Raw genomic sequence first — 14,878 nt, 5'->3', positions numbered from 1 at the left:
TAGGCAGCAAACCCGTCAATTTGTATATCATATGAAGGAGAGTGTGAATTATGCCAGAAAATGTTAAGGAAACCATGCTGACCTATGTTCAGGAATCGCCGGAGGCAGTAGCCGCTAATATAGAAACCAGCGAAGCGCTGACTGCCCCGCTGGTGGAAGAATATCTGAAGGGCGATTACAGAAATATCTGGATTGTGGCCTCGGGTTCTTCTTTCAACGGTTCCCACTGCGCCCGCCCGTTTGTGCGCAGGTATCTGAAAACAGAGGTAAAAGTAATATCACCGTTTACTTTTATCTGCAGTGAACACGACTTTACGGAACAGGATTTTGTGTTTGTAGTATCCCAGAGCGGCTACAGCACCAACTCCATCGAAGCGCTGAATGTGATTAAGGCTGCCGGCAGGCGCGCGATCGGCGTTACCGGCAATGTTAACAGTGATTTCAAGGATTATGCGGATATGCTTGTGGACTACGGCGTGGGCATCGAGACCGTGGGCTATGTGACCAAGGGTGTTACCACCTTCGCTCTCTTTCTGATGCTGTTTGCGCTGGAAGCCGGCGTTAAAAAGGGCGTGCTGTCCGGCAAAGAGGCAGAAGAGGTAAAGGCGGATCTGCGCCGTGTGCCCGAACTGCATAAGCAGGTACAGGCTGCCACTTTAAGATTCTATGACGATCATTTCAAGGCTATGACCTCCATGACCAATGCGTATTCCTGCAGCTGCGGCGCTAACTACGGCACGGCTTTGGAAGGAGCTTTAAAGATCGGCGAGACCGTTCAGGTTCCGTCCGTGGCCTACGAATCAGAGGAATACCTGCACGGTCCGGATCTGCAGCTGACGCCGAATTACACAGTATTTTTTGTGGACGGAGGCAATTCCAGCGACCGGATCCATACCATATTTGCGGCATCCCGTCTGGTGACGGACAAAGCGTTTCTTCTGACCAACAACCCGGCATATGAAGGCGACGGCGTGCTCTGCGTTCCATTCGACCTGCCGGAGCTCATCACCCCTCTGTGCTTCCTGCCCTTCTTCCAGATCATCGCCTATAAAGTGACGGAGGATCTGCACAGATGGCCGAAGCACCCCCTGTACCTGGCTTTAGACAAGGCTGCTGCCAGCAAAACAGAGAACTATGTGAGCGGCATCGAACACTAGGAGGATTTATATGGCAACAAAGGAAACATCCAATATGTGGAGGGAGATCCACGAACAGCCCGAAGCGGTAAGAAACTGCATTGAAAAAAACAGAGATGTCATGAAGTCCATCGCCGAACAGGTAAAGCAGAGGGATATCAAAACCGTTGTATTTGCCGCCCGGGGTTCCAGCGATCACGCCTGCCTCGTGGCCCGCTATGTATTTGAGATTTACTGCGGCATGGTAGCGAGCATCGCATGTCCCAGCGTCGTTACCCAGTACAGCAATACGATGGATTATTCCAATGTGCTTTTGATCGGTGTATCACAGTCCGGAGGGGCGGCAGATGTTTATGAAGTAATGAAAAAATGCCACGAGGAAGGCGGTGTCTGCGTTTCCATCACCAACGTGCGGGACAGCCTGATGACAAAAACCGGCAGTTTCTATATGAACAACGAATGCGGCCCGGAATTAAGCATCACCGCAGCCAAATCCTATCTGACACAAACCGCCATGCTGATCGGTATCGCAGCTTACATCAGCGGAAACGATGAATTGATGGACCTCTTGACCAGACTTCCGGATATCGTAGCCCATTCCATGGAACTGGAGTCTCAGGTTGAAAGTATCCTGCCGATTTACCGCAATGTGGAGCATCTGATGATCTACGGACGCGGCTATCTGGCCGCTTTGGGAATGGAAACAGAGCTCAAGATTCAGGAAACCAGCTATCTGGATGCCCGCTGCTATGCGTCCAGCGACTACCGCCACGGCCCCATCGCGACGGCTCAGCGTTTTGTGCCCTGTATCTTCTTTATAGCGGACAAAGAGACTAACAAAGGTGTGATCGAACTGCATCAGCGCCTGAAAGAAGAAAAGAAGATATATTCCACCATCGTAACCAATGACAAAGAAATTGCCGCCATGGGAGACACTTCTGTGCTGATTTCCGGGGATTGCGACGGTCTGGCCGCTGTATTTCCCTGCGCCGTATTCTCGCAGATGTTCGCCTGCCTGTGCTCGATGAGCAGAGGCTACAATCCGGATAATCCGGACGGAGTGAGCAAAAACACAGTTACGATCTAGTGATAGAGCGGGAATGAATGCTTTGTTGAAAAGCCATTCATTCCCGCTCTTTTTGTCCATTAGGAAAATACGACTATGTATACTGCTATCTCACAGTGATCTTCATTACACTGCAGGCGGGGATCTCAAAGGAAATCCGGTTGCCCATACAGCTTACGCCGTCAAAGGCTTCTACTCCGACCCTGTTTCCCTGCGTGAAGTCATTATAAGTATCCATGCTGCCGGCAAGTATGAGCGCTTCCGCAGATACCGCACCTCTGCCGACAATCTCACATTCCAAGGGATATGCCTTGTCCGCCGACAGGTTCGCCGCGGTGATATGCAGCACGCCATTTGCATCCTCGGATACGGATGCGCTTAAGTTCGGCACCTGATGTTCCTCCGCCACCCCGATCTTTTCGGTGTCCAGATAGCTCTCCACAAGCGTTGCGTCCTGATGATCTTTGTACAGATCGAACACATGATAGGTGGGGGTAAGCACCATCCGGTTTCCTTCCGTCAATATTACCGCCTGAAGCACATTTACCATCTGAGCGATATTCGCCATGACGATGCGGTCGCTGTGCTCATTAAAGATATTGAGATTTACCGCCGCCACAATCGCGTCCCTCATGGTATTCTGCTGGTATAAGAATCCCGGATTGGTCCCCGGCTCCACGTCATACCAGGTCCCCCACTCATCCACGATCAGGCCCACTTTATGCTCTGGATCAAAACGGTTCATGATCTGCAGGTGGTTATTTACCAGTTCCTCCATATGAAGCGCTTTATGAAGTGTCAGATAATAGGTCTTTTCATCGAAATCGGTGGCGCTTCCTTTGCCGTTCCAGTCCCCCGGCACCGTGTAGTAATGGAGCGACAGCGCATTCATATGTTTCCCCGCGATTTCCATCACTTTTTCTGTCCAGCGGTAATCCCCGGAGTTGGGGCCGCAGGCAATCTTAAACACCTTATTGTCGCCGTAATTTCTGACATAGGTCTGGTACCTTCTGTACTCATCCGCGTAGTATTCCGGACGCATACAGCCGCCGCAGCCCCAGTTTTCATTGCCCACGCCGAAATATTTGATCTTCCAGGGCTCTTCTCTTCCGTTTTCCCTGCGCAGCTGGGCCATGGGAGAGATGCCGTCAAAGGTCATATATTCCATCCATTCGCTCATTTCCTGCACGGTGCCGCTGCCCACATTGCCGTTAATATAGGGTTCACAGCCCACCTGACGGCAGAATTCCAAAAACTCATGTGTTCCGAAGGAATTGTCCTCCACAACCCCGCCCCAATGGGTATTGACCATTTTTTTGCGGTTTTCTTTCGGCCCGATGCCGTCCTTCCAATGGTATTCATCCGCAAAGCAGCCGCCCGGCCAGCGCAGCACAGGGACCTTAATCTGCTTCAGTGCCGCAACCACATCGTTGCGCATGCCGTTTGTATTGGGAATTTCCGAATTTTCGCCCACATAAATCCCCTGGTAGATGCATCTGCCCAGATGTTCCGAAAAATGGCCGTAGATATTCTTGTTGATTTTACTCTTTTTATTCAGAGTGTTCACGATCAGTTTGCTCATATACGCTTCTCCTTTACCTGTTTGCCGGCCCGCGTTATGCGGCAGGCCGTTTATCTGTAGCATAACATCACAGGCGGTATTTTCAATGACATTTACTCCGATATATTTGACATTTCTTCCGGCCGTGCGCCTATGCAGACCGCAACGGAGCGCGGCTGCATGGTGAGGTTTCCTTCCGCGCGGGGCATATCCCGGTACTCCTCATAATAACAGCCTTCTCTTCCGGTATCCACCGCCTGAAGCCATATATATCCCCGGGGCAGTTCCGGAAGCTTAGGGTATTCCGTTTCCCAGTTGGCATTTACAGCCAGATAGACGATGTCATCCCCTCCGCCCTCCTCTCTCTTGCCGTCAAACAGCACCGCGATCATCCTGTCATCCCAGTGGAATTCATGCTTCCACGGTGTCCTTCCATGGGTGCTCATATCCGGAAATCCGCAGGAAGAAGGGGCGGTTTTTCCTCTAAGCACCGGATGCTCCTTACGGAAACGGATCATATAACAAAAGAAGTCAAACAGCTTCGCATTCTCTTTTTGCAGGCTCCAGTCCAGCCAGGAAATCTCATTGTCCTGGCAGTAGGTATTGTTGTTGCCATACTGGGTATTGCCAAACTCATCACCGGCCAGAAACATCGGCGTGCCTCTGCTGCACATCAGCACGGCGAACGCATTTCTGATCAGCTTTTCCCGCAGAGACAGCACCTGTATGTCCGAAGTCTCGCCCTCCGCCCCGCAGTTCCAGCTCAAGTTATTGTTTTCCCCGTCGGTGTTATTCCAGCCGTTGCCTTCATTATGCTTCACATTATAAGAATAGAGATCCTTCAGCGTAAAACCGTCATGACAGGTGATAAAATTGACAGATGCCGTTTCCCCCCGGTAGGCCGGATCGTAGAGATCTCTGGAGCCCATGATGCGGTTGAGCGCCGCCTGGGCCTTTCCTGCGTCGCCCTTTAAAAAGGCCCGCAAATCATCCCTGTATTTCCCATTCCACTCCGACCATCGGTTCCAGGCCGGAAAGCTGCCCACCTGGTACAGCCCGCCTGCATCCCAGGCCTCTGCAATCAGCTTCGTCGCGCCCAGAACCGGATCAAAGGCAAGGGCCTGCAGCAGAGGAGGTTTGCTCATAGGCGAACCGTCTTCATTGCGCCCCAGTATCGTGGCCAGATCGAATCGGAATCCGTCCACCCGGTACTCGGTCACCCAATAACGCAGACAATCCATGATCATGCGCTGCACGATGGGATGGCTGCAGTTTAAGGTATTGCCGCAGCCGCTGAAGTTGTAATACTGTCCGTCAGGCGTCAGCATATAGTAAATATTATTGTCAAAGCCTTTAAAAGAAAAGAAAGGCCCCTGTTCATTGCCTTCCGCCGTATGGTTAAACACCACATCCAGAATCACCTCTATGCCGTTTTCATTCAGGGCCCTGATCAGATGCTTCAGCTCCTCCCCCTCCCTGTTGTCCTCCTTCCTGGAGGCATAGCTGGTATTGGGCGCAAAAAAGCTGACGGGGTTATATCCCCAATAATCCAGCAGTTTCCGCCCGTCCACCACTCTGGCGTCCCGCATCTCATCAAATTCAAAGATGGGCATCAGCTCCACCGCGTTGATCCCCAGCCGCTTCAGATAAGGGATCTTTTCCTTCAGACCGTCAAAGGTGCCGGGGTACTTCACTCCGGATGAGGCATGGCGGGTAAAGCCTCTCACATGAAGCTCATAGATAATCATATCCTTCATATCCAGTCCCGGCTGTCTGAATTTTCCCCAGTCAAAATCATTGCTGACCACCCTGGCCCTGTAAGCGCAGTCACAGGCCGCCTTCTGTCCCCAAACGCTCTGGCCGGCCACCGCCCGGGCATAGGGATCCAAAAGAATCTTCTGCCGGTCAAAAATAAGGCCTTTTTTCGGGTCATAGGGGCCATCCACACAGTAAGCATACTCAAACTCCGCTATATCCAGGCCGAAGACAATCATAGAATACACATTTCCGATCCGGTAGGACTCCGGAAAGGGCAGCACTGCATAGGGATCGCACTCCGCCCGCCGAAACAGCAGCAGCCAGACAGCCGTCGCATTATGGGAAAAAACGGTGAAATTTACACCTCCCGGAAGTGCCATGGCTCCGTTTTCCAGATAAAAACCGGGGCGCACCGGAAAGCCGTTAATCGTATCCAGGGGTATCATCTGCATCCCGCTTTTTTGTTCCATTCCATTCTCCATTTCCGCGCTCGCTTCGGTGCGCACTCTTATTTTATGCAGCCTTTTGTTCATGATAGCACAGCTTTGCATTGCTGTATACAGGTTCACAGCTGCCGTAAACTTCCCGCGCATGGCGGGGCAGAGTGTGGTCCTCATTGGGACACGCTCTCGCTCCGTGAAGCGCGCAGCGGTTCTAACGCTGCAAACTACGCAGCGAAAGAACCGGCGGGCTTCAAGGGATCCCTATGAGGACCACACTCTGCCCCGCCATGCGCTGCTTTACCGGCAGCCGTGAATAGTAACTGTATACAGGTCCGCCGGAAGAATTTCCTGCGATTTATACTGGAAAAAACGGATGTATTCCGTTATAATAAAGGACAGCGGCTTACCTCCGGCAGTTTAAAGAGGCGGCCGCGTAAAATTAAGGAGCTGCGGGACAAACATGTTTGAAGAAATATTGACTACGGTTGTCACTTATCTGATTCATATCCTGGAATGCATGGGGATACTGGTTATTACCATCGGCGCGGTGAAAGCATTTGCGCTCTATCTCAAATCAGGCTTCCACTCGGATCACCATGACATCAAACTGGACTTCGCCAGAACGCTGGCATTTGCCCTGGAATTTAAACTGGGAGGCGAAATTTTAAGAACGGTTATCACAAAAACATTCAATGAGATGTATGTGCTGGCTGCGATCATCGTGCTGAGGGCGATTCTCACCTTTGTGATACATTATGAAATTAAATTTGATTCACAGAATTAAACGGAATTTAACCGGCACTGTCCAAACCGGAGGGGCTGCGGCCAGGCAAATTTGTTTTGCCTGGCCGCAGCCCCTTCTAATCTCTGAACTGTATCAGGCCTTCGTCAATGCTGTCGATAATCGCAAGAGATTTCAGATTCACACCGCGGCCGCGTATGATCTCCCCGCCGTCCTGAAATCCCTTTTCGATCACGATGCCGCAGCCGGCAAGCGCTGCGCCGGATTGGTCCACGATGTCGATCAGGCCTTTCAGTGCCTCTCCCCTGGCCAGGAAATCATCGATAATCAGCACTTTATCCGCGCCTGTTAAAAATCGGGCTTCAATCTGGACATCGAATACCGTGCCTTTCGTAAAGGATCTCACCTGAGTCATATAAAGTTCCCCGTCCAGATTTTTGGACTTCGCCTTTTTGGCGAATACAACGGGCACATTGCCAAAATACTGTGCTGCGATTGCTGCGATGCCGATCCCCGATGCCTCAATCGTCAGAATCTTGTTAATATCCGGGTCCGGGAAAAGCCTTCGAAACTCCCTGCCGATTTCCTGAAGGAGCCCGATATCCATCTGGTGATTGAGAAAATTATCCACTTTGATGATATTTCCCTCTTTGACCCTGCCGTCCTTTCGTATCCGTTCCTTTAATAATTCCATCTTCTTTTGTCCTTTCCGATCTGTGTTCGGCGAAGCTTATGATACCTGCACTGCCTGTTTTCTTTCATCATAACATCTGGGAATGCATAAGTCCAGCCTTGACTTTCGGATTTATCCGGCCTGTCAGGCGCTGCTTTATCGGCGCTCTAAGCAGTAACCGTGCGCCAGCCTGACGCGCAAATAAGCAGCGCAGACTACCGTCCGCGCTGCTTACCGCACTCTTCTTTCACACTATTTAGCTACAATATTGATAATCCTGCCCGGCACATAAATCTCTTTGACCACGCTGCCGGTCAGCCTGTCGCCCAGCGCCTCTTTTCCAGCGGCAATGGCATCCTCTTTGGAGATGTCTGCAGGCACGGTCACCACACATTTGGTCTTACCGTTGATCTGAACTGCGACCTCGATCTCATCATCCTTCATGGATTCCTCGTCGTAGCTCGGCCAGCTGTTGGTTTTGTCAAATACGCTGGTCTCATGTCCCAGCTGTCTCCACAGCTCTTCCCCGATATGCGGTGCGAACGGAGCCAGCATGGTCACCGCTGTTTCCAGCGTCTCCTTATCGATTCCGCCCTCTCTCTTAGCCAGGTCGATCATTTTATTGTTGTATTCCATAAATCCGCTGACAACGGTGTTGAGGCTGAATGCCTCCAGCCGGGTTGTGATGTCGTATACCATCTTGTGGCGGATTTTGATCATTTCCTTGGTTGCCTTAACGTTTTTCTCCCTGTTGTCCATCACCAGATTCCAGAACCGGGTGATAAAGCGGTAAACGCCTTCGATTCCTCTGTCATCCCATTCAGAATCCAGTTCCGGCGGCCCCACAAACAGCTCATACAGCCTTAGGGAATCACAGCCGTAATCTTTCACCAGATCGTCGGGGGATACGACATTTCCCTTGGATTTGCTCATCTTAATGCCGTTTTTGCCGGTGATCATGCCCTGATTAAACAGCTTCTTAAATGGCTCCTGGAAATCCACGGCACCGATATCATACAGGAATTTCGTATAAAATCTGGAATACAGAAGATGCAGCACCGCGTGCTCCACACCGCCGATGTACATATCCACAGGCAGGTATTTATCCGCCTTTTCCTTATCCACCAGCGCTTCTTTATTCTTATTATCCACATAGCGCAGGAAATACCATGAAGAACCCGCCCACTGGGGCATCGTATTGGTTTCTCTCTTGGCAGGCGCGCCGCAGACAGGGCAGGTTGTATTCACCCAGTCCTCGATATCCGCTAACGGTGATTCGCCGGTACCGGTAGGCTGATAGGATTCCACTTCAGGCAGCAATAACGGCAGCTGGTCCTCCGGCACCGGAACCGCGCCGCAGTGAGGGCAGTGTATGATCGGGATCGGTTCACCCCAGTAGCGCTGTCTGCTGAATACCCAGTCGCGCAGCTTATAATTGACGGTCTTTTTGCCGATGCCTCTTTCCTCCATGATATAGGGGGCCTTCTGCTTGATATCCTCGGAGTCCATCCCGGTCCATACGCCGGAATTGATCATGATGCCGGGATCCGTATAAGCTTCCTGCAGATTCTCTGCTTCCGCTCCGTCTTTGGCGATGACCTGTATGATCGGTATATTGAATTTCTTTGCGAATTCAAAGTCTCTGTCATCATGGGCGGGCACGCACATGATCGCCCCGGTGCCGTAATCCGCCAGCACATAATCCGAGATCCAGATCGGAATCAGCGCCTGATTCATCGGATTTATGGCATAGCTTCCGGTGAATACGCCGGTCTTCTCTTTATCCTGGAGTCTGTCCACGGAGGATCTCATGGAAGAACGGAAAATATAGTCATCCACCGCCTTTTCATTGTCCGCTGTGGCCAGTTTCTTCGCCAGAGCATGTTCCGGTGCCAGCACCATGAAGGTAGCGCCGTAAAGCGTATCGGGCCTCGTGGTATATACCTTGATCTTATCTTCCATGCCCTTTACTTCGAAATCAATTTCCGCCCCATAGCTCTTGCCGATCCAGTCGGACTGCATTTTCTTAACCTTTTCCGGCCAGTCCAGCTGATCCAGATCGTTTAACAGGCGCTCAGCATAACTGGTGATTCTTAACATCCACTGTTTCAGGTTTTTCTTCGTGACGGGAGCTCCGCAGCGCTCGCAGCAGCCGTTTACCACCTCTTCATTGGCCAGTCCGGTCTTACAGGACGGACACCAGTTAATGGGCATCTCTTTCTCATAAGCCAGCCCCGCTTTAAACATTTTCACAAAAATCCACTGAGTCCATTTGTAGAAATCCGGGTCCGTGGTATTTACTTCCATATCCCAGTCATAGATCGCTGAAATTTCGTTCATCTGGCGCTTGATATTGGCGATGTTCTCTGCGGTCGATTTGGCCGGGTGCACGCCCATCTTAATCGCATAATTCTCGGCGGGCAGGCCGAACGCATCCCAGCCCATGGGATGAATCAGGTAGTACCCCTGAAGCATCTTGTAACGGCTCCATACATCGCTGATTACATAGCCTCTCCAGTGGCCAACGTGCAGGCCGCTGCCGGATGGATAAGGGAACATATCCAGACAGTAATACTTCGGCTTTGTCCCGTCATCCACGTTGATTGGATGCTCCTGCCATTCTCTGCGCCATTTTTTCTCAATCTCCTTATGATTATAAGGTGTCATTTTTTTTCCTCCTGTTTTGTAATAAAAACAGCCCCTCTCTCTGCTGCTATAGAGACGAAGGGCTGAAATCCGCGGTACCACTCTATTTCATATCCGCCGCAAAGCGGATATGCACTTTAAAAATCTGTAACGGGATCCCCCGCCATGGCTTACTTGCATCTGCCGGCCGCCTCATAACCGGCGGTTCTTATAATGGTTCTGCCATGGAACTCCGAGGCGAGTTGGGCCGTTTTCGGCACTGCCTTTCACCCTCCGGCAGCTCTCTGAAACCTCTTGCGGCTTAATACTCCTCTTCAACGTCTTTTTCAATTCAATTTGACGACATTATACCATAAACGATACATTTGTCAAGACTGTCGACGTTTTACTTGAAATTTTGTTTCTACCATATTATAATGTGTTAGTGTTTTGTTGACTGCATTCTTTCATAAAGAACGTTTCCGCCCGGAATGACGGTGAAACGTATTACATAAAATGATAGGGCAGCGCCAGAAACCGGAGCAGGCAGCCCCTGCGGACCGGTATGCCGCTGTCAGAGTGTACCGTTAAGATAGGAGGTAGGCAGTTCTGCCGCAATTATATGAATAATTTTTACACATTAGGTATTGATATCGGTTCCACAACCGTTAAGATTGCCATCTTAGATGATCAGCACCGGATCCTGTTTTCCGATTATGAGCGCCACTACGCCAATATTCAGGAAACGCTGGCCGCTCTGGTGGAAAAAGCGGCCGATCATCTGGGCGATGTCACTTTATCCCCGATGATCACCGGATCCGGCGGTCTCACCATATCCAAACATCTGGAAATACCGTTCGTTCAGGAAGTGGTAGCGGTTTCCACCGCGCTGCAGGATTACGCTCCCAAGACCGATGTAGCCATAGAGCTGGGCGGCGAGGATGCCAAGATTATCTACTTCACCGGCGGCATCGACCAGCGAATGAACGGCATCTGTGCCGGCGGTACCGGTTCCTTCATCGACCAGATGGCCACGCTGCTGCAGACAGACGCAGCCGGACTGAATGAATATGCAAAGAACTATAAGGCGATTTATCCCATTGCAGCCAGATGCGGCGTGTTTGCCAAATCCGATATCCAGCCGCTCATCAACGAAGGCGCTACCAAGGAAGATTTGTCCGCGTCCATTTTCCAGGCGGTTGTGAACCAAACCATCAGCGGCCTGGCCTGCGGCAAGCCGATCCGCGGAAACGTGGCCTTTTTAGGCGGCCCTCTTCATTTCCTGTCTGAGCTGAAGGAAGCGTTCATCCGCACGCTGAAACTGACGGATGACGCGGTAATCGCGCCGGAGTTTTCCCACCTTTTCGCCGCCATGGGCGCCGCTATGAACTACAAGCAGGATACCAAAATCGGAATCCGGGATTTACATAAAAAACTGACTTCCCATATCAAGATGGAATTTGAAGTGAAACGCCTTGACCCACTGTTTCGCAATCAGGCGGAATACGACGAGTTCACGGCGCGCCACAACCAGCACTGCGTGGCCACCGCGGATCTTGACACCTATGAGGGTGACTGCTTCCTGGGCATTGACGCAGGCTCCACTACCACCAAAGTCGCTTTGGTGGGGGAAGACGGAACCCTGCTCTATTCCTTTTACTCCAGCAATGACGGGAGCCCTCTGGCTACCACGATCCGCGCCATGCGCGAGGTGAGCGAGCTGCTTCCCGACACCGCGCGCATCGCTTATTCCTGTTCCACAGGCTATGGCGAGGCGCTGATTAAAGCCGCGCTCCTTCTGGATGAGGGCGAGGTGGAAACCGTTTCCCACTACTATGCCGCCTCTTTCTTTGAGCCGGATGTGGACTGCATCCTGGATATCGGCGGCCAGGATATGAAATGCATTAAAATAAAAAACAACACAGTGGACAGCGTGCAGCTCAATGAAGCCTGCTCTTCCGGATGCGGTTCCTTCATTGAAACCTTTGCAAAATCCCTCAACTACAGCGTCATGGATTTTGCAAAAGAAGCGCTGTTCGCCCCCAATCCCATCGATCTGGGCACGCGTTGTACGGTTTTCATGAACTCCAATGTGAAGCAGGCCCAAAAGGAAGGGGCAACCGTGGCAGATATCTCCGCAGGGCTAGCCTACTCCGTTATAAAAAACGCCCTGTTTAAGGTCATCAAGATCACCAGCGCCGAGGATCTGGGCCGCCGCGTGGTCGTACAGGGCGGGACCTTTTACAACGATGCGGTGTTAAGGAGTTTTGAACGCATCGCGGGCTGTGAAGCCGTGCGTCCGGATATCGCGGGAATTATGGGCGCGTTCGGAGCCGCTTTAGTCGCCAGAGAGCGCTGGGACGGAACATCCGAAACCTCCATGCTGCCCATTGAGAAAATCCTGAATCTCTCCTATGACACTTCGATGGCGAGATGCAAAGGCTGTACCAATAACTGCCTGCTGACCATCAACCGTTTTTCGGGCGGACGACAGTTCATTTCCGGCAACCGCTGCGAAAGAGGCCTGGGCAAGGAAAAGAACAAAGACAATATTCCGAATCTGTTTGAATATAAAAACAAGAGGATGTTCCACTATGAGTCTCTGACTCCCGATGTGGCATCCAGAGGAGATGTGGGCATTCCCAGAGTCCTGAACATGTATGAGAACTTCCCGTTCTGGGCGGTTTTCTTCCGTGAGCTGGGCTATCGAGTGGTTCTCTCCCCCCAGTCCACCAGAAAGATCTATGAGCTGGGCATCGAATCCATTCCCAGCGAATCGGAATGTTATCCGGCCAAACTGGCTCACGGACATATTTCCTGGCTGATTAAACAGGGGATAGATTTTATCTTTTATCCTGCCATACCTTATGAGCGGAATGAAACGCCGGACGCACAGAACCACTACAACTGCCCCATCGTCACATCCTATTCAGAAAACATCAAAAATAACGTGGAAGAGCTGCATGACAAAAAAATCCGTTTTCTGAATCCGTTCATGGCATTTACCGATGAGGAGGTCCTGACACAGCGTCTCACGGATGTTTTTGTTGCGGAATGCGGCATCCCCGCCGAGGAGGTGCGCAAAGCCGCCCATGACGCGTGGGCCGAGCTCATCGCATCCAGGGAGGATATGCAGAAAAAAGGGGAGGAAACCCTGCAGTGGATGAAGGAGCATAACCGCCGGGGCATCGTGCTGGCGGGCCGTCCGTATCATGTGGACCCCGAGATCAACCACGGCATTCCGGAGCTGATCACCTCTTATGGCATCGCTGTGCTGACAGAAGACTCCGTCTCCCATCTTAGCAGACCGGAGCGGCCGTTAATGGTGATGGACCAGTGGATGTACCATTCCAGGCTCTATGCGGCGGCTAATTATGTAAAAACCCAGGACAATCTGGACCTGATTCAGCTCAATTCCTTCGGATGCGGCCTGGATGCGGTCACGACCGACCAGGTAAACGATATACTGACAAAATCGGGCAAAATCTATACCGTTTTGAAAATAGACGAGGTGAACAATCTCGGCGCGGCCAGAATCCGTATCCGCTCCCTCCTCTCCGCCCTGCGCGTCAGGGAGGGCAAACACATTGAGCGCAAGGTGATTTCCGCCGCCTATAACCGTGTAGAATTCACCAAACAGATGCGTAAGGACTATACGATCCTGTGCCCCCAGATGTCGCCGATTCATTTCAATATCCTGGAGGCCGCGCTGCGCTCTTCCGGCTATAATATTGAGATTGTTCCCGGTGACAGCAAGAGCGCCGTTGACGTGGGGCTAAAGTATGTGAACAACGACGCCTGCTATCCTTCCCTGATCGTTGTGGGCCAGCTGATGGAAGCGCTGCTGTCCGGCAGATACGATCTGAACAAAACAGCCGTGATCATGACGCAGACCGGCGGAGGATGCCGCGCTTCCAACTATGTCGGCTTTATACGGCGCGCGCTTGAAAAGGCCAATATGCCCCAGATACCGGTCATCTCCTTAAGTGTGCAGGGCTTAGAGCGCAACGAGGGATTTACCTATAACCTGCCCATGCTGATGAAAGCCATGCAGGCCGTGGTATACGGGGATATCTTTATGCGCGTGCTCTACCGGACCAGACCCTATGAAATCACTCCCGGATCTGCCAATGAGCTTCACCGAAAATGGGAAGCCAGATGCATTGACGCGGTTTCCGGCAAAAATGCGTCCTGGACTGCCTTTAAGAAAAATGTGCGGGGAATCATCCGCGATTTTGACAACCTTCCTCTCAACGAGGACCTGAAGAAACCCAGAGTGGGAATTGTAGGAGAAATCCTTGTGAAGTTCTCCCCTCTTGCCAATAATAATCTCGTGGAGCTGCTGGAAGCGGAAGGTGCGGAGGCCGTAATGCCGGATCTGCTGGATTTCCTGCTCTACTGCTTCTATAACAGCAATTTCAAGGCAGAAAACCTGGGAGCCAAATCCTCCACCGCCCGCTTCTGTAATATCGGCATACAGGTGTTGGAATTCCTCCGAAAGACAGCCAGAAAGGAGCTGGAAAAGAGCAGACACTTCGCTCCGCCCGCCCGCATCGAAAAGCTGGCGGATTACGCCAAGGACTTCGTTTCCCTGGGCAATCAGACCGGCGAAGGCTGGTTCCTTACGGGTGAAATGCTGGAGCTGATACACAGCGGGGCCACCAATATCGTATGCACCCAGCCCTTCGGCTGTCTGCCGAACCATGTGGTGGGCAAAGGCGTGATCAAGGAACTGCGCAGACAGTATCCCGGAGCCAATATCATCGCTGTAGATTATGATCCGGGCGCCAGCGAGGTAAACCAGCTCAACCGCATCAAGCTGATGTTAGCTACCGCGCAGAAAAATCTGAATAAAGCTCAATAGCCAGAGATTA

Annotated in this window: 8 protein-coding genes and 1 other annotated feature; of the genes, 4 read left to right on the top strand and 4 right to left on the bottom strand. The window is 51.6% G+C overall.

The features are described 5' to 3' along the window. Nucleotides 1-50 precede the first annotated feature (50 nt). Both DWZ56_RS03960 and DWZ56_RS03955 read left to right on the top strand, forming a co-directional pair. Nucleotides 51-1,157 (top strand): SIS domain-containing protein, encoded by a 1,107-nt coding sequence (locus DWZ56_RS03960; protein WP_118555087.1) that lies wholly within the window; start codon nt 51-53, stop codon nt 1,155-1,157. A gap of 10 nt (nt 1,158-1,167) precedes the next feature. Then, on the top strand, nt 1,168-2,223 hold the full coding sequence (locus tag DWZ56_RS03955; protein ID WP_118555086.1) for an SIS domain-containing protein: 1,056 nt from the start codon (nt 1,168-1,170) through the stop codon (nt 2,221-2,223). A gap of 85 nt (nt 2,224-2,308) precedes the next feature. Here the strand turns inward: DWZ56_RS03955 and DWZ56_RS03950 are convergent, their stop codons facing one another. Both DWZ56_RS03950 and glgX read right to left on the bottom strand, forming a co-directional pair. Continuing rightward, complete coding sequence (locus tag DWZ56_RS03950) at nt 2,309-3,784, bottom strand: alpha-N-arabinofuranosidase (protein ID WP_118555085.1); 1,476 nt, start codon at nt 3,782-3,784, stop codon at nt 2,309-2,311. 92 nt (nt 3,785-3,876) lie between these two features. Next, complete coding sequence (glgX, locus tag DWZ56_RS03945) at nt 3,877-5,991, bottom strand: glycogen debranching protein GlgX (RefSeq protein ID WP_118555224.1); 2,115 nt, start codon at nt 5,989-5,991, stop codon at nt 3,877-3,879. Nucleotides 5,992-6,424: 433 nt separating this feature from the next. Between glgX and DWZ56_RS03940 the strand changes: the two genes are divergently transcribed. Continuing rightward, nucleotides 6,425-6,748, top strand: coding sequence for a DUF1622 domain-containing protein (locus DWZ56_RS03940; RefSeq protein ID WP_118555084.1), 324 nt, complete (start codon nt 6,425-6,427; stop codon nt 6,746-6,748). A gap of 76 nt (nt 6,749-6,824) precedes the next feature. Here the strand turns inward: DWZ56_RS03940 and DWZ56_RS03935 are convergent, their stop codons facing one another. Both DWZ56_RS03935 and leuS read right to left on the bottom strand, forming a co-directional pair. Further along, nucleotides 6,825-7,400 (bottom strand): xanthine phosphoribosyltransferase, encoded by a 576-nt coding sequence (locus tag DWZ56_RS03935; RefSeq protein WP_118555083.1) that lies wholly within the window; start codon nt 7,398-7,400, stop codon nt 6,825-6,827. 231 nt (nt 7,401-7,631) lie between these two features. Continuing rightward, nucleotides 7,632-10,046, bottom strand: a complete 2,415-nt coding sequence (gene leuS / locus DWZ56_RS03930) for a leucine--tRNA ligase (RefSeq protein ID WP_118555082.1) — start codon at nt 10,044-10,046, stop codon at nt 7,632-7,634. Between the two features lie 47 nt (nt 10,047-10,093). Next, nucleotides 10,094-10,352 (bottom strand) — a binding site (T-box leader). A gap of 274 nt (nt 10,353-10,626) precedes the next feature. On the opposite strand from leuS, the gene DWZ56_RS03925 reads away from it, so the two are divergent. Continuing rightward, the gene (locus DWZ56_RS03925) at nt 10,627-14,868 is read left to right on the top strand and encodes a 2-hydroxyacyl-CoA dehydratase (RefSeq protein ID WP_118555081.1); all 4,242 of its coding nucleotides are present in this window, start codon (nt 10,627-10,629) and stop codon (nt 14,866-14,868) included. Nucleotides 14,869-14,878: the final 10 nt, after the last annotated feature.

This window comes from Lachnotalea sp. AF33-28, assembly GCF_003477885.1.
Classification (GTDB): Bacteria; Bacillota; Clostridia; order Lachnospirales; family Lachnospiraceae; genus AF33-28.
The sequence above is the reverse complement of the archived record's forward strand: the minus strand, read 5'-3'. Positions and strand labels throughout refer to the sequence as shown.

Coding starts and splice junctions, on each gene's coding strand:
- glgX (WP_118555224.1), bottom strand. CDS start 5,991: ATGGAACAAAAAAGCGGGATGCAGATGATACCCCTGGATACGATTAAC.
- DWZ56_RS03960 (WP_118555087.1), top strand. CDS start 51: ATGCCAGAAAATGTTAAGGAAACCATGCTGACCTATGTTCAGGAATCG.
- DWZ56_RS03955 (WP_118555086.1), top strand. CDS start 1,168: ATGGCAACAAAGGAAACATCCAATATGTGGAGGGAGATCCACGAACAG.
- DWZ56_RS03940 (WP_118555084.1), top strand. CDS start 6,425: ATGTTTGAAGAAATATTGACTACGGTTGTCACTTATCTGATTCATATC.
- leuS (WP_118555082.1), bottom strand. CDS start 10,046: ATGACACCTTATAATCATAAGGAGATTGAGAAAAAATGGCGCAGAGAA.
- DWZ56_RS03950 (WP_118555085.1), bottom strand. CDS start 3,784: ATGAGCAAACTGATCGTGAACACTCTGAATAAAAAGAGTAAAATCAAC.
- DWZ56_RS03925 (WP_118555081.1), top strand. CDS start 10,627: ATGAATAATTTTTACACATTAGGTATTGATATCGGTTCCACAACCGTT.
- DWZ56_RS03935 (WP_118555083.1), bottom strand. CDS start 7,400: ATGGAATTATTAAAGGAACGGATACGAAAGGACGGCAGGGTCAAAGAG.